General features: G+C 42.5%; 22 protein-coding genes, 1 tRNA gene and 1 pseudogene. 10 read left to right on the top strand and 14 right to left on the bottom strand.

Annotated features, from left to right (window positions below; all coding sequences use genetic code 11):
* Positions 1–40: 40 nt before the first annotated feature.
* Positions 41–394 carry a hypothetical protein gene (locus NFS18_RS02800; RefSeq protein WP_251387629.1) on the bottom strand — a complete coding sequence of 118 codons (354 nt, stop codon included), beginning with the start codon at positions 392–394 and terminating at the stop codon, positions 41–43.
* 7 nt (positions 395–401) lie between these two features.
* Between NFS18_RS02800 and NFS18_RS02795 the strand changes: the two are divergent.
* From NFS18_RS02795 to NFS18_RS02775, 5 genes and pseudogenes are all read left to right on the top strand, one after another.
* Positions 402–1,265 (top strand): annotated as a pseudogene (locus tag NFS18_RS02795) (class II glutamine amidotransferase); the annotation flags it as partial.
* Complete coding sequence (locus NFS18_RS02790; protein ID WP_251387627.1) at positions 1,265–2,770, top strand: glutamate synthase-related protein; 1,506 nt, start codon at positions 1,265–1,267, stop codon at positions 2,768–2,770. The pseudogene NFS18_RS02795 and the gene NFS18_RS02790, both read left to right, overlap by 1 nt.
* Positions 2,771–2,860: 90 nt before the next feature.
* Positions 2,861–3,583, top strand: coding sequence for a GltB/FmdC/FwdC-like GXGXG domain-containing protein (locus tag NFS18_RS02785; RefSeq protein WP_251387624.1), 723 nt, complete (start codon positions 2,861–2,863; stop codon positions 3,581–3,583).
* 34 nt (positions 3,584–3,617) lie between these two features.
* Entirely contained in the window at positions 3,618–4,829 is a 1,212-nt protein-coding gene (locus tag NFS18_RS02780) for a glutamine synthetase family protein (RefSeq protein WP_251387623.1), read from the top strand.
* Between the two features lie 29 nt (positions 4,830–4,858).
* Entirely contained in the window at positions 4,859–5,443 is a 585-nt protein-coding gene (locus NFS18_RS02775; RefSeq protein ID WP_251387622.1) for an ANTAR domain-containing response regulator, read from the top strand.
* Between the two features lie 39 nt (positions 5,444–5,482).
* On the opposite strand, the gene NFS18_RS02770 is transcribed toward NFS18_RS02775, so the two are convergent.
* The 5 genes from NFS18_RS02770 to NFS18_RS02750 all read right to left on the bottom strand — a co-directional run bounded on the left by NFS18_RS02770 (position 5,483) and on the right by NFS18_RS02750 (position 9,434).
* Complete coding sequence (locus NFS18_RS02770; RefSeq protein WP_251387621.1) at positions 5,483–6,139, bottom strand: lysoplasmalogenase; 657 nt, start codon at positions 6,137–6,139, stop codon at positions 5,483–5,485.
* 94 nt (positions 6,140–6,233) lie between these two features.
* Complete coding sequence (locus NFS18_RS02765; RefSeq protein WP_251387620.1) at positions 6,234–6,734, bottom strand: dihydrofolate reductase; 501 nt, start codon at positions 6,732–6,734, stop codon at positions 6,234–6,236.
* A 22-nt stretch (positions 6,735–6,756) separates the two neighbouring features.
* Positions 6,757–7,605 (bottom strand): thymidylate synthase, encoded by an 849-nt coding sequence (gene thyA, locus NFS18_RS02760; RefSeq protein ID WP_251387619.1) that lies wholly within the window; start codon positions 7,603–7,605, stop codon positions 6,757–6,759.
* A 62-nt stretch (positions 7,606–7,667) separates the two neighbouring features.
* On the bottom strand, positions 7,668–8,102 hold the full coding sequence (locus NFS18_RS02755; RefSeq protein ID WP_251387616.1) for a MarR family winged helix-turn-helix transcriptional regulator: 435 nt from the start codon (positions 8,100–8,102) through the stop codon (positions 7,668–7,670).
* 51 nt (positions 8,103–8,153) lie between these two features.
* A complete protein-coding gene (locus tag NFS18_RS02750) occupies positions 8,154–9,434 on the bottom strand; it encodes a homoserine dehydrogenase (protein ID WP_251387608.1) in 1,281 nt (426 codons plus the stop codon).
* Between the two features lie 214 nt (positions 9,435–9,648).
* On the opposite strand from NFS18_RS02750, the gene NFS18_RS02745 reads away from it, so the two are divergent.
* Genes NFS18_RS02745 through NFS18_RS02735 form a run of 3 tightly spaced genes read left to right on the top strand, consistent with a single transcriptional unit; the run spans position 9,649 to position 12,683 of the window.
* Positions 9,649–10,095 (top strand): MarR family winged helix-turn-helix transcriptional regulator, encoded by a 447-nt coding sequence (locus tag NFS18_RS02745; protein ID WP_251387606.1) that lies wholly within the window; start codon positions 9,649–9,651, stop codon positions 10,093–10,095.
* A gap of 1 nt (position 10,096) precedes the next feature.
* Positions 10,097–11,299, top strand: a complete 1,203-nt coding sequence (locus NFS18_RS02740; RefSeq protein ID WP_251387596.1) for an iron-containing alcohol dehydrogenase — start codon at positions 10,097–10,099, stop codon at positions 11,297–11,299.
* 4 nt (positions 11,300–11,303) lie between these two features.
* Positions 11,304–12,683: an aldehyde dehydrogenase gene (locus NFS18_RS02735; RefSeq protein WP_251387594.1), complete on the top strand. Its 1,380-nt coding sequence runs from the start codon at positions 11,304–11,306 to the stop codon at positions 12,681–12,683.
* A gap of 237 nt (positions 12,684–12,920) precedes the next feature.
* On the opposite strand, the gene NFS18_RS02730 is transcribed toward NFS18_RS02735, so the two are convergent.
* Complete coding sequence (locus NFS18_RS02730) at positions 12,921–13,982, bottom strand: HipA domain-containing protein (protein WP_251387858.1); 1,062 nt, start codon at positions 13,980–13,982, stop codon at positions 12,921–12,923.
* Positions 13,983–14,210: 228 nt separating this feature from the next.
* Between NFS18_RS02730 and NFS18_RS02725 the strand changes: the two genes are divergently transcribed.
* Both NFS18_RS02725 and NFS18_RS02720 read left to right on the top strand, forming a co-directional pair.
* Positions 14,211–14,756, top strand: a complete 546-nt coding sequence (locus NFS18_RS02725; RefSeq protein ID WP_251387592.1) for an RNA polymerase sigma factor — start codon at positions 14,211–14,213, stop codon at positions 14,754–14,756.
* Positions 14,746–15,534, top strand: a complete 789-nt coding sequence (locus tag NFS18_RS02720; protein ID WP_251387591.1) for a hypothetical protein — start codon at positions 14,746–14,748, stop codon at positions 15,532–15,534. The genes NFS18_RS02725 and NFS18_RS02720 overlap by 11 nt, the downstream gene beginning before the upstream one ends.
* A gap of 199 nt (positions 15,535–15,733) precedes the next feature.
* Here the strand turns inward: NFS18_RS02720 and NFS18_RS02715 are convergent, their stop codons facing one another.
* The 7 genes from NFS18_RS02715 to NFS18_RS02685 all read right to left on the bottom strand — a co-directional run bounded on the left by NFS18_RS02715 (position 15,734) and on the right by NFS18_RS02685 (position 24,084).
* Positions 15,734–16,033 carry a hypothetical protein gene (locus tag NFS18_RS02715; protein WP_251387589.1) on the bottom strand — a complete coding sequence of 100 codons (300 nt, stop codon included), beginning with the start codon at positions 16,031–16,033 and terminating at the stop codon, positions 15,734–15,736.
* Between the two features lie 96 nt (positions 16,034–16,129).
* Positions 16,130–16,202 (bottom strand) — tRNA-Gly (locus NFS18_RS02710).
* A 188-nt stretch (positions 16,203–16,390) separates the two neighbouring features.
* A complete protein-coding gene (aspS, locus tag NFS18_RS02705) occupies positions 16,391–18,187 on the bottom strand; it encodes an aspartate--tRNA ligase (protein WP_251387579.1) in 1,797 nt (598 codons plus the stop codon).
* Between the two features lie 109 nt (positions 18,188–18,296).
* Positions 18,297–19,547, bottom strand: a complete 1,251-nt coding sequence (gene hisS, locus NFS18_RS02700) for a histidine--tRNA ligase (RefSeq protein WP_251387577.1) — start codon at positions 19,545–19,547, stop codon at positions 18,297–18,299.
* Positions 19,548–19,567: 20 nt separating this feature from the next.
* Positions 19,568–21,133, bottom strand: a complete 1,566-nt coding sequence (gene hemZ / locus NFS18_RS02695) for a coproporphyrinogen dehydrogenase HemZ (protein WP_251387575.1) — start codon at positions 21,131–21,133, stop codon at positions 19,568–19,570.
* Positions 21,134–21,155: 22 nt separating this feature from the next.
* Entirely contained in the window at positions 21,156–21,776 is a 621-nt protein-coding gene (locus tag NFS18_RS02690; protein ID WP_251387573.1) for an MBL fold metallo-hydrolase, read from the bottom strand.
* Between the two features lie 4 nt (positions 21,777–21,780).
* Positions 21,781–24,084 carry a RelA/SpoT family protein gene (locus NFS18_RS02685; RefSeq protein ID WP_251387572.1) on the bottom strand — a complete coding sequence of 768 codons (2,304 nt, stop codon included), beginning with the start codon at positions 24,082–24,084 and terminating at the stop codon, positions 21,781–21,783.
* Positions 24,085–24,535: the final 451 nt, after the last annotated feature.

Below are 24,535 nucleotides of genomic sequence, written 5' to 3'. Positions count from 1 at the left end.
ATTTTCTATCTTTTCTGACCTTTATTCTACGTCATCACTTTTATTTTACGCCAAACAGTAAATCTCCATATGTCGGAAATGGCCAGTATTTCTTTGCCGTCAGTGTTTCTGCTTCGTCACAGGCAACCCGGAGTTCACCCATTTTACCTAAGACAACATCTCGGATCATATAAGATTCCTCTTCAATGTCCTTTGCATCCTGAAGTCTCATCACAGCATCATCCAGTTCTTCTGCTTTGATGGCAATCTGGTCTTCCAGCCTTGCCAGCTTCTTCAGCAGTCTTGCTTCGTAACTGCATGAAATAGAAGTATCAACAGCTTTCTTTGCTGCCGCTGTATCCGCAAGCTCCAGTACATATGCACTTACCGCCGGAGCGATCTCTGTTTTTGCCATATCAATCGAAGATTTCCTAAAAAGCAGGTTTGAAATCATCCAATCGGAAGTCATTCCGACCCGCAAGATCCCGGCGATTACAGACGAGCCTATTATATGGAGATATTTTGTTGCTCCGTTAAAATCTATGCTGGTATCTTTGCAGTTGGATGAAAAAGAATTTGTTGCCGGAACAGTTATGAAAATAAATGCTGAAATGCCCGGTGCCCATGTTTTTTCCAGCGGTAAAAACATGGGTGCATTCAAAGCGGTAGGTTTCCCCGAAGATGTAGGTGTTTTTTATAAACTGGAAAAATATGAAGGATACTCATGGACAGCCCACGGACGCTATCCGACAAACACACCCGGATGGTGGGGCGGAGCGCATCCGTTTACTCTGCTTGACTACTCTGTCGTACATAATGGAGAAATTTCCTCTTATGATGCAAACCGCCGATTTATCGAAATGTTTGGCTATAAATGTACCCTCCAGACCGATACTGAAGTCATTACCTATATCATGGATTATCTGCTCCGTGTACAGGGTCTTACCCTTGGTGAAGCTGCAAGTGTCATTGCCGCCCCATTCTGGAGCACTATTGCGGCGAAAACAGATTTGGAAGATCAGAAAAAGCATACCTATCTCAGAACTATGTTCCCGAGTCTGCTTGTGACCGGTCCTTTCTCCATCGTTTTAGGATTTAACGGCGGATTGATGGCGTTGAATGACCGGTTGAAACTGCGTTCTATGGTAGTCGGGGAAAAAGATGACAAGGTCTTCATCGCCAGCGAAGAAGCTGCCATCCGGACCATGGAGCCAAACGCAGAAAACATCTGGTCTCCCGGCGGCGGTGAGCCCGTCATTGTGAAAGTAAAGGAAGGTGTGTTTTAATGAGTATTGAATTTATCTATCCGGAATTTGAAGTAATCAGAAATGAAAACAGATGCATTGCCTGCCGGGTATGCGAACGACAGTGCGCCAACGAAGTCCACAGCTACGATGGAGAACATAAAACTATGAAATGTGATGAATCGAAATGTGTAAATTGTCAGCGTTGTGTTTCTTTCTGTCCATCCAGAGCATTAAAAATCATAAAAAGTGACTGTACCATGCGAGAAAATGCAAACTGGTCAAACGATACGATGAAAGAGATTTACAAACAGGCAAACAGCGGTGGTGTCCTTTTATCCTCCATGGGCAATCCTGCCCCTCTCCCTGTATATTGGGACAAAATCCTGATCAATGCGTCACAGGTCACAAACCCTTCCATTGATCCGCTGCGGGAGCCGATGGAAACCAGAGTTTACCTTGGTAAAAAACCACAGAAAGTAAGTCGTACAGAGGATGGAAAATTAGACTGCAAATTACCGCCGCAGCTGGAACTTTCCATGCCTGTCATGTTCTCTGCCATGAGCTACGGATCTATCAGCTACAATGCCCATAAATCTTTGGCGCTTGCCGCAGGCAGGCTCGGCATCTTGTATAACACCGGCGAGGGTGGTCTGCATGAAGATTTTTACTGCTATGGAAAAAATACTATTGTACAGGTAGCCTCTGGACGTTTCGGCGTCCATGAGGATTATCTGGAAACGGGCGCCGCAATAGAAATTAAAATGGGACAAGGGGCAAAACCGGGCATTGGCGGACATCTTCCCGGCGAAAAAATTGTCGGTGCCGTATCACGCACCCGTATGATTCCGGAAGGCTCTGATGCTATATCTCCGGCTCCTCACCATGATATTTATTCCATTGAGGATTTACGCCAGCTCGTCTTCTCCTTAAAGGAAGCTACTCAATATGTGAAGCCCGTTATTGTAAAAGTAGCTGCCGTACACAATATTGCAGCAATTGCAAGCGGTATCGCACGAAGCGGTGCAGACATTATTGCCATTGACGGCTTTCGCGGCGGTACCGGGGCTGCTCCCACCAGAATTAGGGACAATGTTGGTATTCCTATTGAACTGGCGCTCGCTTCTGTTGACCAAAGACTGCGTGACGAAGGTATCCGTAACAATGTATCACTGGTGGTCGGCGGAAGTATCCGAAGTGCCGCCGATGTGGTCAAAGCCATTGCCCTTGGTGCCGATGCCTGTTATATGGCTACTGCTGCTCTTCTGGCTCTGGGCTGTCACCTCTGCCGTACTTGCCAGAGCGGTAAATGTAACTGGGGCATTGCAACCCAGCGTCCGGAACTTGTAAAAAGGCTGAATCCGGAAACGGGAAGTGAACGTCTGACGAATCTGATGACTGCATGGAATCATGAGATCAAAGAACTGATGGGTGGAATGGGGATTAATTCCATCGAGGCTTTACGAGGGAACCGACTGATGCTGCGCGGCATTGGATTAACAGAAAAGGAACTTGAAATACTTGGTATTTCTCACGCCGGGGAGTAATGCGTTACTGTGCACAGTAACAGTGATAATGCTGCTTCTGCAAATTTTTCATAGAAAAACGTAAACAATTTTTGGGAGGTGTGGTATAATATGCAAGTCATTAATGCTGCAAATTTAGATTATGAAGCTGTTAATAAGGCACTCCGTGAAGCAGACAGGGAGTGTACCATTGAATGCTGCCACGGACAGAGATTTATCGCTGCCGGTATGTCTGATAAGAATGTTACGATCAATGGAATCCCCGGCAATGCTCTGGGGGCATACTTAAACAATGCCCATATTACCGTAAAAGCCAATGCACAGGACGCTGTTGGCGATACCATGAATGAGGGTAAGATCCTGATTCACGGAAGCATCGGGGATGCTGCCGGTTATGCCATGCGCGGTGGAAAAATTTATGTACAGGGCAATGCCGGATATCGTGCCGGAATCCACATGAAGGCTTACAAAGAAAAAATTCCGGTCATGATCATCGGGGGATGTGCCGGAAGCTTCCTCGGCGAATATCAGGCAGGCGGCATCATTATCGTCCTTGGACTTGACAAAGACGGCAAACGTATCGTAGGTAATTTTCCATGTACCGGAATGCACGGTGGAAAAATGTTCCTGCGCGGAAACTGCGAAGAGATTCGTTTTCCCAAACAGGTAACTGTAAGATGTGCAGGCCCCAGGGATTTAACAGAGATCCACGAATACCTTTCCGAATACTGCGATAACTTCGGATATTCTTTAGACGAACTTTTATCTGCTCCATTTACAGTTATTACACCAGACAGTAAAAATCCATACAAACAAATGTATGTAGCGAACTAAAATCTGCACAACTCAAAGGAAAGTAGGTAGGCTTATGAAGTATTCAAAAGAAGAAGTAATCCAATATGTTCAAGAGGAAGATGTAAAATTCATCCGCCTCGCCTTTTGTGATGTATTTGGCAAACAGAAAAACATATCCATCATGTCCGAGGAACTTCCCCGCGCTTTTGAATGTGGAATCTCCATTGATGCATCTGCCATCGCAGGATTTGGCGATGAAAACCATTCCGACCTGTTTCTCCATCCGGATGCAGACACACTAATGCCCCTTCCATGGAGACCTGAACATGGCCGTGTGGTACGAATGTTCTGTAATATTATCCGGTCAGACGGAAAAACATTTGAATGTGATACTCGTTCTATTTTAAAAAAAGCAATTCAGGATGCCGAAAATGCTGGATTGCAATTCTTCTTTGGTGCTGAACAGGAATTCTACCTATTCACTCTGGATGATGATGGAAGCCCGACCAAAGACCCTTATGATAACGCAAGCTATATGGATATTGCCCCGGAAGACAGGGGAGAAAATATCCGCCGCGAAGTATGCCTGACGCTGGAACAGATGGGAATTCAGCCGGAAAGCTCCCATCATGAAGAAGGACCGGGACAAAACGAAATTGATATTCGTTATTCTGATCCTCTGACTGCCGCTGATAATGCCATGACTTTTCAGACAGTTGTAAAAACAGTCGCCAGACGAAATGGTCTTTATGCGGATTTCAGCCCAAAACCATTAGAAGATAAACCAGGTAATGGTTTTCATATCAATATATCTGTGAAATCCTCTGATGATACAGACAACATGAGTTACCTGATAGCAGGTATTATGGACAAGGTTTCTGAGATGACAGTATTTTTAAATCCAACTGAAAATTCCTATGAGCGCCTTGGACGTAATAAGGCTCCAAGATATGTTTCATGGTCTTGTGAGAACCGTTCCCAACTTATAAGAGTCCCTGCTGCTGTAAGCGAATACCGCCGTATGGAACTTCGTTCTCCTGATCCATCTGCAAATACCTATCTGGCATTTTCTCTGATAATTTATGCCATTTTAGATGGAATCCAAAACAAATCGGAGCTGACGCCACCTGCGGATATCAACCTGTATAAAACAGACGAAGATACTCTTGCAAAATTCAAACAGCTTCCCGGAGATTATAAATCAGCATGCAATGTTGCTGCAAACAGTGATTTTGTCAGAAAATATATACCGTCTGCCATCTTAGATATTTATTGCAATCAATAATACAGACTAATGAAAAGGGGAGGTGCAAAATGTCTTTAAAAGAACGTGTTTATAGTATACTTATCGTATCTGCAACAGATAGCTTCACCTCTGCCTTTGCCGACCTGCTTCCCGAAACAAGATACTGCCCGATCCATAATGTTACCAGTGTCAGCGCCGCCAAACGTGTGCTTGCAGAAAAGACTTTTGATTTTGTTATCATTAATGCTCCTTTGCCTGATGACGCCGGTACTCGTTTTGCCATCGATACCTGCTGCGGCAAACAATCCGCCGTCCTGCTTCTGGTAAAAAGTGATATCCATGCCAGTATTCACGACCGGGTTTCTGAATATGGAGTATTCACACTGCCAAAGCCCACCTCAAAGCCGACCATGGTACATGCCCTTAGCTGGATGGAAAGTGCCAGAGAACGTCTGAGGCTATTTGAAAAGAAATCTTTATCCATCAATGAAAAAATGGCTGAAATACGTCTGGTCAACAAGGCAAAATGGATTTTGATCAGTGAACTTTCCATGAGTGAGCCCGAAGCTCACCGCTACATAGAAAAACAGGCAATGGACCGCTGTGCTGCAAAACGATCTATTGCCGAAGAAATCATTAAGCTCTATTCCTAGATAAAAGCTCTAAAAATGACATGCTCAAACCAACTTTTTTTATATTCCTGCTGCCCCCAGCAAAAACACTGCTGTATAATACAATACCATCAGCACAATTCCGCTCAGGCGGCTTCGGGAACGTTTTACAAAGTTCTTTGCAATAATTCCATCAGAAATCACAAAGCATAACCCTCCCACTGCCCTCGTCCACTTCCATGCAGTACCATTTGTAAGTGCTGCGCCAACTGCGGCAGCGCACATCATACAGAGCAGCGCCGCATAGATTAAGCCCGGTATTTTTAACTGCTTCAGTTTTTTCATATGCGGATGGAATATCCATAATGCAGATCCATACAGAAATACAAAAATGACCGCTGTCACAACACCAGAAATCCCCTCCATTCCGATTCCGGCGATCACCCATAGATGTCCGATGCCAAAACAGATAATTCCTGAAACAAATTGAATCTCCAGCAAAATATCCGCACATGCATAGAGGAAAATCCCTATTGCCACACACCATGCCGCAAATGTTCCATGGTGTACGGCAACCGCCACTGCCAGAACGTCTGCGACAAGAGTTGCCAACGCTTTAAAAACCAGCACTTTTTTCTTATTCCGTTCCCTGCCCCTTACATAAACTGCCCCCGGTACAGCCATTAAAATTGCCGCTATCATTAAAGTATTATTGTTCCACACTGCTATTTCATCCATATACCATTGGTCTCCTTATATCATATCAGAGCTGATAAACCGGCAGCATCTATATCGAATCCGCCAACGATATCTTATCCTTCCTAACATGTTACTATTCGCAGTAACATTTCTTTTCATATTTTGTAAAAGTATACTCCAGATCAAAGCAGGTCTGCTCTTCGCTTTCCTCCGTCATCCTCCAACCGTCCATTACATCCAGATTTGGAAAATATGTGTCTGCCTCGTAAGCATGATCGATCTTTGTGATATACGCGGTATCACAATACGGAATCATCATTTGATATATACTCTCCCCACCGATAATATAAACCTCTTCAGTATCATATTTCTTCAACTCTTCCAGAAGCTCCTCTTCTGTATGAACGATAACCGCATCCTTGGCCTGATAATTTTTGTTTGCCGTCAGTACAATGTTGGTGCGGTTCTTAAGCGGAAGTCCGTTGGGGAAACTCTCCAATGTCTTTCGCCCCATCACAACTACATGACCATTTGTCTTTTCACGGAAGAACTTCATATCTGCCGGTATACTCGTCAGCAGGCGGTTTTTATTTCCAATCGCCCAGTTACTGTCTACTGCTGCTATTGCCTTCATCTTATATTCTCCATTCTTTTATTTATACCGCAATCGGAATATTCTTAATCTGCGGATGTGTCTCATAATGATCCAGACGAACATCCTCCGTTGTAAAATCATAGAAATCCCGAATCTCAGGATTCAGCCAGAAATCCGGCGCCGGAAGCGGTTTTCTGGAAATCAATTCCTGAATCAGCGGGATATGACGGTCATAAATATGGGCGTCTGCGATCACATGCACGAATTCGCCTACCTTCATATCACACACCTGTGCCAGCATATGAAGCAGTACCGCATACTGGCACACATTCCAGTTATTTGCCGCCAGCACATCCTGTGAACGCTGGTTTAAAATACCGTTCAGCGTCAGCCTGTCACTGTCCTTCTCCTTTGTCACATTGAATGTCATACTATATGCACACGGATAGAGATTCATCTCATGTAAGTCCTGATGTACATAGATATTTGTCATAATGCGGCGGCTGTACGGATGGTTCTTCAAGTCATAAATTACCCTGTCTACCTGATCCATCATCCCTTCTCTGTACTGATGCTTTACCTGCATCTGATAACCGTATGCTTTCCCGATGGAACCTTTCTCATCTGCCCAGCTGTCCCAGATATGACTGTTCAGATCATTGATATTGTTGGACTTCTTCTGCCAGATCCACAACAATTCATCGGTACAGCTCTTGATACCGGTACGCCGAAGCGTCAGCGCCGGAAATTCTTTGGAGAGATCATATCTGTTGACCACACCGAATTTCTTAATCGTATACGCCGGCGTTCCGTCTTCCCACACCGGACGCACCTTCTCTCCCTCGGTACTTGTCCCATTTTCAATAATGTCTTTACACATATCAATAAATACTTTATCTGCGTAACTCAAATTTGCTACCTCCCTGTTTTGTTCCACCGCCGTATTTACAACAATCCTGGCATCATGTTATATCACGGCTCAGAAATATTATACAATACTTTCTCAAGTCCTCTGCTAAGCGCGGCTACTTCCTTCTTGCTCAGTCCGATCGTCAGCCGCTTGTCGAGTTTACGTCTGTCTGCATCCATCTTCCTTTGAATATCATATGCCTTTTCAGTCAGGTAAATGTTTTTCTTCCGCTTATCCACTGCATTTGGCACGCTTAAAATAAACCCCTTTTCCTCCATCCGTTTCAAGATCCCTGTCACAGTCGGATTCTTCAGACTAAGACTTCGCTCCACATCACGCTGATTGACCTCTTCTTTATTTGTATGAAATAAATAATCCAATACCGCACACTGGGATGAAGTGATTCCCAATTTTTTCAGCCGTTCATTTAATTCTTTCTCATAAATATTATTAATCTGTTTGACTATGAAACCAATCTGGTTTCCTCTCTTTTCCACACAATCACCCACCTTCGATTTGTGCTATATTCTTTACTACCTGTTTATAGCCTAATACTCGCGGATTACGCTGCTGATTTCAATAATATCATCCATTTCTTTCAATACATGAAGTGCATTTTTCAAATGCTTCTCTTTTACCTTCTCGGTTACAATTACAAGCTCCGCCTGTTCTGACTGTGCGTTCTTCTGTACAACTCTTGTAATGCTTACCTTATGGTCTCCAAACACTTGAGCTATCTGTGCCAGTACTCCCGGTTTATTGTGCACCTGCATACGAAGGAAGAATTTATTTCTCACCTCGTCAAATGCTTTAACAGGAGTCTGATTATAACAGGTGCAGCTGATGCGTCCGGTACAGCCGTACTGTAGATTTCTTGCCACATCAATGACATCCCCTATAATCGCGCTTGCCGTAGGCAGCTCTCCCGCTCCACGTCCGTAGAACATAGCGTCATCCACTGCATCTCCATGAACAAATACAGCATTGAAAGAATCCCGCACAGATGCCAGTGGATGGTCTTTATTTAACATCATCGGATAAACGCTCGCTTCGATTCCGTTTTCTGTATTGCGTGTCACACCAAGCAGCTTGATCACACTGTCAAATTCCTTTGCATAGGCGATGTCTTCTGATGTAATCTTTGTAATACCTTCCGTATATACATCATCAAATACCACTCTTGAATGAAAAGCAATAGACGCCATGATTGCAACCTTACGTCCTGCGTCCAGACCTTCTACGTCGGCTGTCGGATCAGCTTCTGCATACCCCAGCTCGGTTGCTTTTGCGAGAGCTTCTTCAAAGCCCATATTCTCTTCAAACATTTTTGTCAGAATATAGTTCGTCGTACCGTTAACAATTCCAAGCACCTCGCTGATTTCATTGCCTGCCAGACACTGCTTCAACGGACGGATGATCGGTATCGCGCCTGCCACAGCTGCTTCAAATAAGAAATCGCATTTTTTCTCCTCTGCCGCATCTAAAAGCTCTCCGCCGTGCACCGCAATCAGATCCTTGTTCGCACTTACCACATGCTTTCCCTCATGGAGGGCTTCCAAAATCATTGTTCTTGCAGGCTCGATACCTCCCATCACCTCAATCACAATCTGAATCTCCTCATCATTTAGAATCTCCTGCCAGTTATCTGTCAACAGACTCTCGTCAATCCCTTCTCTTTTCTTACCGAGACTATGAACCAGAATCTTCTTCAGTTCCAGCTTAGCGCCGATGGTCTTCTCCATCACGTCTGCCCTCCTCTGAATCAGCTTATAAACCCCGGTTCCAACTGTTCCGGCACCCAGTAATGCCACTTTTATTTTCTTCGCCATTTCTCTGCCTCCCACATTATATTATATTCCATACTATCTATTAAATCTGCTGTTTCCTATCATAGCATAGTTCATCAGATATGACTAGTCATAAATAAAACGCTATTTTATTGACAACTCAACATCTCGGTGGTATATTTTCATTGAACCTTGTTGATAAATCAACTTCTAGATAATTGTAATCATATTTGGTAATAAGGAGACATCTTTGATTATGATCGACAGATTTGAAAAACTGACCAATGGAGTTTCCCGCATTTATAAAAAAATACAGAAAATCAAAAAGCAACAGATGTCAGCTTTCGGTCTCAAGAGCACACATGCGATGTGTCTTTACCACTTGTCTTGTGCTCCAGAAGGTCTAACCGCAGCTGATCTGTGTCTGAAATGTAACGAGGACAAAGCAGCCGTTTCCCGTATTCTCTCAGAGTTGGATTCCGATGGATTCATTTCTTATATGGATGCTTCCGCCGGAAAAAAATACCGTGCAAAAGTCATTTTAACAGATAAAGGCAAGAAATATGCACAAGAAATCCAGAAAGTTATTCTCTACATTACCGAGCAGACAGGAAAGGGAATTACCCATGAGGAACGGGAGATTTTCTACCGTGTACTCTCTGTTATCGCCGATAATATTGACCAAATCGAAAGGAATCTATAACATGAATCGTATTAAAAAATTATATTGCAGAACTTTCCAGACAGGATTAAAAATTGCACTTCCCTTCCTTCCATACAGGAAGCCGAAGATATCAAAAAGTGTCAAAGCAATTCCAGACATCATAAAGAAACACAAATGCAGCCGCACTCTGATCATTACTGATAAAGCAATCCTAAAACTGGGTCTTACAAAACGGCTGGAACGTTGTCTGGATGCTGAAGATATTTCCTATGTGATCTATGACAAGACTGTTCCGAATCCGACAACAGTCAATGTAGCGGATGCTCTTGAACTCTATCAGGAAAACGGCTGTGACGCGATCATCGGATTCGGCGGCGGTTCCTGTATAGACTGTGCCAAAGCAGTAGGCGCCCGTATTGCAAAGCCCAGACAGTCTCTTGCCAAAATGAAAGGAATCCTTAAAATACACCGGAAGCTTCCGCTTCTGATCGCCATTCCTACTACGGCAGGTACAGGAAGCGAAACAACCCTTGCTGCTGTGATAACAGATGATTTAACAAGACATAAATACGCCATCAACGATTTTCCGCTGATCCCCCGGTATGCTATTCTCGATCCAAAGGTGACATTAAGTATGCCGCCATTTATCACCGCCACAACAGGTATGGACGCCCTTACTCATGCTATTGAAGCATTTATCGGAAATTCTACAACTTACGGTACGAGAAAAGACGCATTGCTTGCAGTAAAACTTATTTTTGAAAACTTAAGAGATGTATATCATGACGGTTCCAATATCGATAATCGTAAAAATATGCTGCATGCTTCCTATTATGCCGGATGTGCATTTACAAAATCCTATGTAGGATACGTTCATGCGATTGCACATTCTCTGGGCGGAGAATACAATGTGTCCCACGGTCTTGCCAATTCGATAATTCTTCCTTACGTGCTGGAAGCCTACGGACCGCAAATTTATAAAAAACTGCACAAGCTTGCCGTCGCCGCTGGAATTGCTGCAAAAGAGACTCCCCAAGAAATGGCGGCTCTTACCTTTATACAGGAAATCAAGAAAATGAACGAAGAATTCGGAATTGGAACAACCATTCCGGAAATTCAAGAGGAAGATATCCCCAAACTATCTCACTATGCGGACAAAGAAGCGAATCCTCTCTATCCCGTTCCTGTCTTAATGGACGCGGCAGAACTGGAAAAGTTCTATTATATGTTAATGGAGGACTAACAAAATGACAGCAGATGAAATCAAGAAAATTGTAGAAAAACAACGCCGTTTTTTCTATACAGGAGCCACCTTGTCTGTAGAATACCGTATATCCGCTCTTTGCAGATTGAAAGCCTGTATTTTGGAGCATGAGGCAGAAATCAACGCCGCATTAAAAAGTGATTTGGGAAAGAGTCCGTTTGAAACCTACATGTGCGAAACAGGACTTGTCTTAAGTGAGTTAAGCTATATGGTCAAACACACCCGGGCATTTGCAAGGGAGAAAACAGTCTGGACGCCCCTGGCCCAGTTTCATTCCAAAAGTTACCAGAAACCGTCTCCATACGGAGTCACTCTGATCATGAGCCCCTGGAACTATCCGTTTATGCTGGCCATTGAGCCGCTTGTAGACGCCCTTGCCGCCGGAAATACCGCGGTACTAAAACCCAGCGCTTATTCTCCGGCAACAAGTGCTCTGATAAAACGTATTATTGGAGAATGCTTCCCACCGGAATATGTATCCGTTATTCTGGGCGGACGTGCGGAAAACACCTGTCTTTTGGAAGAACATTTTGACTATATTTTCTTCACCGGAAGCCCGGCTGTCGGAAGAGACGTTATGCGGCATGCTTCGGAGCATTTAACTCCCGTCACACTGGAACTGGGCGGCAAAAGTCCCTGTATCGTGGAGAAAACCGCCGACTTAAAGCTTGCCGCCAGACGAATCGTCTTTGGGAAATACTTAAACTGCGGACAGACCTGTGTCGCCCCGGATTACATTTACTGTGATAAAGCAGTCAAAGATGCACTCATTCAGGAGCTAAAGAAGCAGATTACAAAACAATTCGGACACGAACCTCTGAAAAATAAACATTATGGTAAAATTATCAATGAGAAACATTTCCATCGGATCACCGGACTCATTAATAGCAATAAAATCTGTCACGGAGGCAAATTATCCGAAAAGACCTTGCAGATCGAACCAACTATACTTAACAATGTCACATGGGAAGACCCGGTTATGCAAGAAGAAATTTTCGGTCCAGTACTTCCAATTGTCACATATGACAGTTTTGGTCAGGCAGTAGAAAAAATCAATTCCATGCCGCACCCGCTTGCATTGTATATCTTCACTTCTGATCAGTCTGTTGCAAAACAGGTGACTGCAAGATGTGGTTTCGGAGGCGGATGTATCAATGATGTAGTCATTCATCTTGCAACAAGCGAAATGGGATTCGGCGGATTTGGTGAAAGCGGAATGGGTTCATACCACGGAAAAGATGGATTTCGTACTTTCTCACACTATAAAAGTATTGTGGATAAAAAGACGTGGATGGATCTTCCGATGAGATATCAGCCATACAAAAAGATGTATGAAAAAATGCTTAGAATGTTCTTGAAATAATTTCATCATTGATCTTGGATACATGTCCCCATTTCTGATTGTAAACAATACTGCACCGGTAAGATAGAAAATTTATAATTCAATGCCTCCAAATGCGATATTCATTGAACCATTTCAATTTACCGTATGGGGAGCAAAGTTTCTTATACGATTAAAAAACACGCCTGTTCTCAAGCTTTTTCCTTGTCAGACGTGTTTTTCTTTTCTTTATTCTATTCTGATACCCGAAGCGATACTTCATCCCGCTTCCTTTAACACCTTAAGCCGTGCCTTAAGCATTGCATATACTTCTTTTTTCCCCTGAAACCAGCTTTCCTCTATCTCTGCAATCTGATTCAGTCCGATCTTCTTTACCGCCTCCACTGCCGCTTCTCTCTGACTGAGTTTTCTCTGATACAAAGTCTGGCAATTTGCCCCTTCCAATGTATCATAAACCTGAAATGCCTGATTAAAGTCCATCAATGCATGAAGCGAAATCGCCTGATTCGTCCGGTTATCTATCAAAAGTCCCCAATTTCCCCAATGCCGGTCCGTATTGCCAACCAGATAATCCAAAATGTTCATCATATAAAAATCATATTCATCCAGCTTCAAAATATATTCCAGAGCATCAAATTCCTGATTTACCGCATATACCTCAAAAGCCTCTCTCGATACAATAGAGTTGCACAGAGACGTTATGATCTCACTGACTGAGACTTTTTCTCCGTCATACACTCCCTCCCTGTAGATTACCTGTGGGCATCGAAAGCACCGGCACACCTTACTTGCAAGAATCTCCCGCTCCACTGCATCCGTTCCACCGTCTTTCAGCAGAAAAAATTTCTTTTCCCTTCGTACCCATGCTTTCGGAAAACAGCCATTGGTAGACAAATCTCTTGCCAGACTTTGATTCTCAACGGTCATCTGCTTTCCCCGAAGAGAGACGTCCACAAAGGCATTGTCCAAATGGTTTTCGTACAAATTGACTTCGGAGAACAAGGCAGTCTCTTCTTCTCTTTTTACCCAGTAAATATCTGTCAGCGACACGCAGCGATAGTTCAATGCGATCTGCGCCCGCCCTCGGTCTGTCATCGTCTGCGACTCTCCAATACTGTTCAATATCTCTTTTGCGTACTGTCTGTCCAACGTCAGCATGCGAGAGGCACACCAATAGTAAAAATTTGTCACATTATTTACCAGTGTATCCACATCCTCCTCTGTATCATCAAGATACAAATTGTATGGCATCATGGCAGGAGCATATATTTTACAATGCCCCTGCGTGTCGATTCTGGCAGTTTTTTCTTCTCCGTGCATGATTTCATAGACAATTCTCACAGTCACTCCCTCTTTCCTCTCTTTTTCCCGGTCAGCTTTCCATTTATTGTACCAGACTAATCTCAAAAATACCTCGCCAAGTGTTCATATTATACTTCATCTCCTTAGATTTCTCAATGGTTGAAACCTTTATTATTTATTCCTTATATATATATTAAAAGATAAATCTTAAACGATATATTATCATAGATACCAGGAGGTGATTTTATGAATTATGTTGATCTCGTTACTCGTTTAAAAAGAAAAGACCCTAAAGCATTAGAAGAAGTAATATGTCAATATAATGCTTACGTTGCGACTATTGTTTTTAATACTTTAGAGGGTTTTACAGATATTCTTGACATGCAGGCAGTAATTAATAACATATTCTTTACTCTATGGGAAAATGCGGAAAAAATAGATATTCAAAATTATTTCGACCTAAAACCCTACTTAGGAGCTATGGCACGTAATATTTCATTAAATGAAAAAAAGAAAAATATTTCACATCTTCCATTTGATGAACACATTCTTCTAACAGTCAGTGATGAATTTTCAAAGATTGAATTGCGTGAGATGTTGCTATCCGCACTGAAAGAATTGCGTATAGAATATCAAATTGTTTTGATAAAATTTTATTTTCAAGGAAAAACAATTAAACAAATTGCTAAAGAAGAAGACCAATCAGAGTCAACAATTAAAACATGGCTTAAAAGAAGCCGCGAAAAGTTAAAAATACTCTTAAAGAAAGGCGGGTTTATTTATGAAAATTAGCTATTATGATATGTTTGACTTGATCTCAGAAGAATCCATAGATTTATTGACAAATCATATGAATGAACAAGAACTCGAAAAGATTTTATACCAAAATTTTGATTACAAGATTACTTTGCAAAATGTTATGAAAATGCTTCCAAAGAATAGAAAAAGAAAAAGAGTTACTTGGAGAGGACGACTTCTTATTGCAGCACTTGTGTTGATGACAATTTCTTCAACTGTTTTTGCAATCAAGCAGTTGTCCGTATTAGAAGGTGGAATTGAATTAGTGAGCGATGAAAATAAGCATTTAATAGGGAAAGAGTTGACGTATAATGCGAAAGCTGAAAATACATCTAAAGGAATGTATAATATTCTTGAAGAAAGTGATATCATAAAAAATATAGAAAAAGATGCCCACATACCACGAGTAGTAGATGAGTTTACAGTTACAGAAGAAAATGGAATTTTTTTAGTTCCAGAATTCATATTTACAAATGATTCCATGGTAATATTAAAAAAAGAGAATGGAAGTGGATGGGATCTAAAAAAAGGGGAAGCCTTACAGATTCAACTTGAATTATACCCTTCAGAAATAAATAATGGGAAAGGTCAGTCCATTATATATCAATATGTTTATGATGGGAAATTAATGAAAGAATTAAAATCTGAACATGGATTATTTCAAAACTATGAATTAAATGCGTTAAAATCAGGTGAATACTATGTCTGCCTTGTTGGTGGAAGTTCCGACTCCATTACAGTAAAAAAGGGGGAAATTTTTAAACTTGATTAACTTTCTTTTTGGTCAATATAACCTTTAATGAATACCATTTTTCTTATATTATTGACATATAACTTATTAACTCGAAACCAATTTTCATTTATTTATATCACAACAGTATGTTATTTACTGCAAAAAGATAGTAATCATGATTTTTATCTACAGCCGGATTCTGTAAAATCCAGCTGTAGGTTTTTGAGAGACACATTATTTATTTGATATTCAATTGATGGCCACCTGTAAAACCTGTCCATGAATTTAGATATCTTCCTTGATTTGAGCAATAAATTCCGGCAAAAACAGTAGTATTTCTGTTTAATCCAAATGCCATGGTAATGTATGCTCCACTAGGAACAATAAACATTGAACCATTATTATCTAATACCATTGTTTGACCATTTACCAATGTTCTTGAACCATAATCCAGACGTAACTGTGCTTCTTCTTTTGATATAGGCATGATTCCACTTTCCACTAAATCCCCTTCACTGTCATAGATTTTATAGCTCATCCTATGTATCATTTCTTTATTTGCTAAAGTGGTTTCTTCGTGTTTGACACACACAAGAAAAAGGATCAATACTTTCGTATCAATCCTTTTCTTAAGAGCGATAGACGGGGTTCGAACCCGCGACCCCGACCTTGGCAAGGTCGTACTCTACCAACTGAGCCACTATCGCATTTCTTAGGTGTTCCTCAGAACAATAATAACTATACTATAGGAACACCTGAAAGTCAACACATTTTTTCAATTTATGTGTCTGAATTTTTCTGTTTTTTTCAGACAATTCATGCAATTTGTATTCTTAGAGTAGGATAAAGGGCACTTTCCCTCTTTTTCCTCATTATACCGTGTATGAATCATCTGTTACGAATGTGCTTCTTCCTCCGCCAGAGCCAGTCCCAATTCTTCCAGCTGCTTCTCATCAGCCATACTCGGAGCCTCTGTCATCGGGCAGGATGCATCTTTTATCTTCGGGAATGCCATCACATCACGAATACTGTCTACCTTCGCCATCAGCATGACCATACGGTCCAGACCGTACGCAAGTCCGGCATGAGGCGGAACACCATATTTAAATGCATTCAGCAGGAAACCAAACTGACTGTATGCCTGCTCTTTTGTAAAACCAAGCACCTCAAACATCTTCTCCTGAATTTCATTCTGGTGGATTCGGATACTTCCGCCGCCAATTTCATTTCCATTAAGAGTGATGTCATATGCCTTTGCACGGACTCTTCCCGGATCAGAATCTATATACTGCAGATCTTCTTCCATCGGCATGGTAAACGGATGGTGCATTGCAGTAAAACGGTTCTGCTCCTCGCTCCACTCGAGCAGTGGGAATTCAGTGATCCAGAGAAACTTATACTCGTTCTTATCCAACAGTTCCATCTGACGTGCCAGTTCCAGCCTCAGGTTGCCAAGTACGTCCCACACTACTTTATTTTTATCTGCTGCAAATAACAGCAAGTCTCCGTTCTCACCGTTCATAGTCTGAATCAGGTTCTGGGTTTCTTCTTCTGTCATAAATTTTGTAAAGGAAGATTTCACTGTTCCGTCTTCTTGAATGGCAATATAAGCAAGTCCTTTCGCACCGAAATCCTTTGCAAAGCTTACCAGCTTATCAATCTTTTTACGCGGCATACTTCCTTGTCCTTTGGCATTGATACCACGAACAGATCCTCCATTCTCAATGGCTCCCTTAAATACAACAAACTCGCTGTCTTTCACCGCTTCTGTCACATCGACCAGTTCCATGCCAAAACGGGTATCCGGCTTATCGGAGCCATAACGGTCCATAGCTTCCTGCCAGGTCATTCTCGGAAGCGGCAGTTCCACTTCAATATCCAGTATCTCTTTAAACAGTTTTGCCAGGAGACGCTCATTGACATCAATCACATCATCTACATCTACAAAGGACAACTCCATATCGATCTGGGTAAATTCGGGTTGTCTGTCGGCACGCAAATCCTCGTCACGGAAACATTTTGCAATCTGGAAATAACGGTCATATCCAGAACACATCAAAAGCTGTTTGTAAAGCTGCGGCGATTGCGGCAATCCATAGAAGCTGCCCGGATGAATCCTGCTCGGAACAAGATAATCTCTCGCTCCTTCCGGAGTCGTCTTACCAAGAATCGGTGTTTCAATCTCCAGAAAGCCTTCATCGGCAAGAAACTGACGGGTCAGCGTAGCAATCTTGCTTCTCATCATTAAGTTTCTCTGAAGATCCGGTCTTCTCAGATCCAGATAACGATATTTCAGGCGCACTTCTTCCTTTGTCTTAGAATTCTCTTCAATCGGAAACGGCGGTGTCTCAGATTCAGACAGAATACGCATCTGCTCTGGGATTACTTCTATCTCTCCTGTTGAGATATTGCCGTTTACGGCTCCGGAACGCTTCTCAACAGTTCCTACGACCGCAACTACATATTCACTTCTAAGGCTTGCCGCACGTTCGATCAACTCTGCGTCACATTTTCCTTCTTCAAATACTACCTGAATAATTCCTGAGCGGTCACGAACGTCTACAAATACCAGTCCGCCCTTATTTCTGTTTTTCTGTACCCATCCCATAACCGTAACCTTCTCGCCGATATTTGCACCAGAAAGTTCTGCACAGCGGTGAGTACGGTGTAAACCTTTCATTGACTCTGCCATGATCTCTTCCTCTTTTCTATCCCTTTTTCTTTATCTTCTATGCCTTCACATAACACAATTCTGTAACCATGTTCGTCATCCAATATACATCAGAATATTTGAACATAACTTATTTACAGAACACTTCCACAACATCTGTATAGCCTTGTTGTGCAAGCTGCTCTTTCTGGAACTTCTTGTTCTTCTTCATATTGGCAATCATAACCTGCATACCATCCGCACGATCCTTCTTTGCCTGTTCCAGAACATCTAAAAGCTCTGCCGGCCCTAATTTCTTCTCCAGCAGATAAGCTCTCTTCTGACGGCTTGCGGGAATCTTGTATCCACGCTCTAAAAGAAGCATAACGATTCTTTCAAATCCAATGGAAAATCCGACTGCCGGTGTATTCTGTCCGGTAAATTTTCCGATCATCTCATCATAACGTCCGCCGCCGCCAACAGAACCGCCAAACTCATCCATTGCAATCTCAAAAATTGTTCCGGTATAATAAGACATTCCGCGTACCAGTGTAGGGTCAAAACTAATCTTAAAGTCTGCTTCTTTGGCGTTTTCCACACTTGTGATGATCATTTCCAATGATTCTGCCGCATCCGCCGGGAGATAACCTTCCAGCTTTTCTTTGCACCACCGAACGCCTTCCACATCATTCGTAATCTCTTCAAAAATCTGGAGATACTTGCCGACCGCTTCTTTCTCATAGCCGTTTTCCTCCAATTCCTTCCGGACTCCGTCCATTCCAATCTTGTCCATCTTATCCAGTGTAATAAATACCTGATCGTACTCACTCTCTGCAAATCCACTGTATGCCGCCATTGCCTTCAAAAAGCGACGGTCATTGATACGGATAGTAAAATTGTTAAAGTCCAGTTTTCCAAGCAGTGCAGACGTTGCAAGGATCAGTTCAATCTCCGCAAGATTGGACGGCTCGCCCAAAATGTCGATATCACATTGCATGAACTGACGGAAACGGCCTCGCTGGGGTCTGTCCGCACGCCATACATTTCCCATCTGCAATGCCTTAAACGGAGACGGCAGTTCATTGGCATTGTTTGCATAATAACGGGACAAGGGTACAGTCAGATCATAACGCAGACCTCCGTCTACTAAGTCCGCTTCTTCCTTTGCAGTGTCCAGTTTCAATTTTTCTCCACGCTTCAAAATCTTGAAGATCAGCTTCTCATTGTCGCCGCCCTGCTTACTGCACAGGTTCTCTATATGTTCCACACACGGTGTCTCCATAGAAGAAAATCCAAATGCTTTGTAAGTATCTTTAATCAACGCGATCACGTAATCGCGGATTTCCATCTCCTCGGGCATCATATCTTTCATTCCGGTAACCGGTTTCTTTTTCAATGCCATAATAAACTCCTTTTCTTTACCTATTGTAATAATTCTGCTATCCGTGCAGATTTGCTTTCAATCATTTCGTCAATTCTGCCAATATACTCTTCGATGTTTTTTACATTTTCAATACGGATCAGATTAGTTTCCTTACCATTATCCAAACGTATCTTCTCAGGCAGTACGATCTTCGTTCCTGCCCCTGCTCCTGCGGCAAGGATCGTTTGCTTTTCCTCCATAATAAGTATATTGTATATTCCGGCTTTGTCAACCTTTGCATAGCCAACATTTTCAAAATTTCCCGCAATATTTTTCTGGCGGTATAAATAATATGGCAAAAGCCCCATCCTCGCTGCTGATGCCGCACTGTCTTCCACCATTTTTGCGATCTGACCACATAAAGAATCTTCCCGCCGCTGATCATCCGCCTGCATTTTCCCATCCGGTCTCATCTGTTTCGCAGAATGTGCCGTTTTCATTTCCTGTCCCATTTTGGCTGCCCGTTTGATCGCAAGTGAATGAACCGTCAGACTGTCAGGATGAATTTCTTCGATCTGCCTTAATGTATCTGCCATATCCTCTGCATTTTCTCCGGGCAGTCCGGCAATCAGATCCATATTGATATTATCAAATCCAAGTTCTCTTGCCATATGGAAAATGTCTTTTACATCCTGCACCGTATGTCTGCGTCCGATTAAATCTAACGTCTTCTGCTGCATGGTCTGCGGATTTACAGAAATCCGTGTCGCCTGATGACGGCGGATTACTTCCAGCTTCTCCTTTGTGATGCTGTCGGGCCGTCCGGCTTCTACCGTGTATTCCAAAACACTTTCCAATGAAAAGGCTTTTTCAATCGTTGCAAGCAGACTTTCCAACTGCCCTGCACTTAAGCTGGTCGGCGTCCCGCCTCCAATATATACCGTGTCCGGCTGCCGTCCCTGTGACAGCTTTCCCAATGCCCGGATTTCCTTGCAGAGCGCATCCAAATAATCATCTATCCTCCTTTTCCAGAGTTCCACAGGCGAAGAGCTAAAAGAACAGTAGGAACAAACACTTGGGCAAAATGGAATCCCCACATACAGGCTAAATCCCTCAGGACGCAGTTTCTCCAACAGCTTTTTCTCTCTCAAGGCAATCTGAACCGCCAGATACGCTTTCTTATCAGATACAAAATATTCTTCTTTTAAAAACTTAGTAATTTCATTTTCACTTATATTCTCTTCCAATTTCTGCATAGCCAGTTTGGTTGGGCGTACTCCCGTGAGCATTCCCCATGCAAGACTTTTTCCTGTTTCCTTACTCAGAAACTGATACAGCAGCTTTGTTACCTGTCTCTTTTTCTTCTGACGTTTGACTGATTCTTGCTCATTCTCTGTTTCACATATTTTTCTATTGTCGCGCTCAGACTTCACTGACGCTTTGTCTTCTCCCTCTGTCAAAGACAGGGCAATGGAAAAGCAAGGACCTCCTTTTCCTTCTAACATTACAAGAGGTTCTTGCTCTTCATCCACACGCTGGTATATTTTCTCCTCCGGGAAAAATGCCTTAGTGATATGGTATGCATTATAAGTATACAGTGTCTCTTTGCAGATAATTTCTATCATAATATATCCTTTTTATTACACTCTAAATGAACGGATTGTATTTCCGTTCCATTTCAATAGTAGTCATTTCTTCGTGTCCCGGATAGACCCGCACTGCTTCTGGCAGTATCAAAAGTTTTTCACGGACAGAACGCACTAAAGCGCTTGCACTCCCTGTGGGAAGATCTGCACGCCCGATGGACTCTTGAAAAAGTGTATCACCACTGAACAGTACCAGTTCATCCTCCAGATAATAACAACATCCGCCTATAGTGTGTCCCGGTGTGTGAATCACCCGGATTTTCATCCCTGCCACATCCAGAATCTGTCCATCCGTCACATATACTGCCTCGGTAAATGTATATCCTTCTCCATACATAATAGAAGCATTATACCTTTCATTTTCCAAAAGCTTCTTTTCTTCTTCACAGGCATAAACCGGAACAGAAAATTCCTGCAAAAATCCATCAATTCCCATAATATGATCAAAATGTCCGTGAGTCAGAAGAATCGCCTTTAATGTCAGTCCTCCACTTCTGATATGAGACACGATCTCCGGACGAAATGTGCCCGGATCAATCATAAAACATTCCTTTGTCTCTTCATTTGTCACAATATAACAATTGGTAGATACCATTCCTATTACAAACTTCTCTATTTTCATTTACTTAACCTACCGTTCTCTCAATATCAATCGCACCTTCTATCTGACGAAGCTTTTCAATAATCCGGTTCAATTCCTCACGGCTGTGAACAATAAATCCCAGATCAAGGGTCGCCGTTCCTTTCTTGCTGGTACGGATATTCATAGATTTCACATCAATCTTTGCTTCCGTAAGTATCTTAGATATGTCCATCAGCATACCCTGACGGTCATAAGCATACATCTTAAGCTCCGCCAGGTACTGACCGCCGTTCTCACCGTCACCATCATTCTCCCACTCTGCAGCAATGAGACGTTCCCGCTCCGCCGCTGATAAATGGAGCATATTAACACAATCTGTCCGATGGATAGTCATTCCACGTCCTCTCGTCACAAAGCCTACAATCTCATCTCCCGGTACCGGATTACAGCACTTAGAAAACCTTACTGCCATATCGTCAATTCCTTTTATCACAATCCCACTCTTGGACTTGGCAATATGCACAGTCTGATTGCCCACACCAGACAGTTTCTCTAAAATAGATTCATCCGTAGTCTCTTTCTTGTGCTCCTTCTCGTACTCTTCAACAAGACGGTTTACAACCTGACCTTCTTTAAGACCTCCATGACCAATAGCCGCCATCACCGCATCCCAGTCCCTAAAACCATATTTACGCTGTACAATCTGCTGGTACTTCAGCTTTAAAATATTGCTGACATCCACCGACTTGGTCTTACAGTATGCCATCATCAACTCGCGTCCGCGTATAATATTGTCTTCCTTGTATTCCTTTTTAAACCACTGGTTAATCTTGGACTTTGCCTGCGGACTCTTTACAATATTCAGCCAGTCACGGCTCGGTCCCTTAGAATTCTGGGACGTCAATATCTCAATACGGTCTCCATTCTGTATCTTATAGTCTATATTGACTAACTTACCATTGACTCTTGCGCCTACCATTTTATTTCCTACTGCACTATGAATGGCATAGGCAAAGTCCACCGGGGTAGAACCATTCGGAAGATTCTTCACATCTCCGTTCGGAGTAAAACAATAAACATCCTCTGCAAATAAATCCAAATCGCCCTTCAGCAGACTCAAGAATTCCCGGTTATCGGACATATCTCTCTGCCATTCCAGAATCTGGCGCAGCCAGTTCAGCTTTTCTTCCTGAGACTTCATACTCTTGGATGCATCATTGCCCTCTTTGTATTTCCAGTGGGCAGCAATACCGTACTCCGCCGTCTTATGCATTTCTTCGGTACGAATCTGAATCTCAAACGGCTGACCTGACGGTCCCATCAATGTCGTATGCAAGGACTGGTACATATTAATCTTCGGCATGGCAATGTAATCCTTGAAGCGTCCCGGAATGGGTGTATACATCTCATGAATCACACCAAGCGCCGCATAACAATCCTTCACAGAATCCACAATAATCCGGACGGCAAACAAATCATAAACCTGTTCTAGCGTCTTATTTTGATTGACCATCTTCTTATAAATACTGAAGAAATGCTTCACCCGGCCATATACCTTCGCTTTGATATGCGCGTTCTCCATGTGACTGGAAATTTCTTTTACAATCTGTTGTACAAATTCTTCCCGCTTTGTTTTGCGGTCATTCAAATCTTTGACTAGCTGCTGAAACACCTCCGGCTGCAGATATTTCAAAGACAGATCATCCAGTTCAATCTTAATCTTGGATATACCGAGACGCTGCGCAATCGGCGCATATATATCCATTGTCTCACGCGCCTTTTCCTGCTGCTTCTCCGGCCGCATAAACTCCAGTGTCCGCATATTGTGCAGCCGGTCCGCCAGCTTGATAATGATAACACGAATATCCTTCGCCATGGCAAGGAACATCTTACGCAAGTTCTCTGCCTGTATCTCCAGCTTATCCTGTGAATAAGACAACTGCCCTAACTTCGTGACACCGTCTACCAGCAGCGCTACTTCTTCACTAAACTCCCGGCTTACATCTTCCAACGTCATCTCTGTGTCTTCTACTGCATCATGCAACATTCCTGCCACGATCGTTTCTTTATCCATCTCTAAATCTGCAAGAATAATTCCAACCCAGAGCGGATGGATGATATACGGCTCGCCTGACTTACGCACCTGTCCCTTATGGGCTCCTACCGCTATCTTATATGCCTTTTCTATCATAGAAATATCGGCAGAAGGATGATACTTCCGTATTCTGCCTATTAATGCTTCATATAATTGTTCTGGATTCTGATAATCTTCCGGGGCTTTCACCACATGTCCGTCTATTATATCAAGTTTGTAATCCAGCTTTTCATATTCCGGAGCTCCCGACATATCAGTCCCTCCCTCTCTTCCTACTTTATATAAACACTCAGCTTTTCTGCCATGCTGTTACCATTTATCCTTTAGTATAGCATTTTTTACAGAATTTTCAAACTTTTTTTACATTATAATCCCCTTGTCATAAGCCGTTCACTACTAAACGGTTGATCGCATTGCGTATGTTTATATTAACTGCATCAGTGAGTTTGTTAAAACTTTTTTATTAAGGATTTCGCATAATGGATTCAATTTATATGCTGCTTCTGTTCCAGTAGCAACAGGGTTCGATATTTATTATATCATCAAATATACAAAGTAACTCATGCTTACCCCCACTCAAATTTCGAGAAATTGAATCACAAACTTTCGATAAAATTGTTTCCGAGTTATCGTCATGATAGTAACGCATTTTAGCTGCCAACAAATAATTCATAAATATCGCCTCCTTGTTTGCTAATACCCA

Source organism: Mediterraneibacter agrestimuris (assembly GCF_943193195.1).
GTDB lineage: Bacteria > Bacillota > Clostridia > Lachnospirales > Lachnospiraceae > Schaedlerella > Schaedlerella agrestimuris.
Note: the sequence above shows the minus strand (reverse complement) of the source record. Positions and strands in the feature narration are given on the sequence as shown.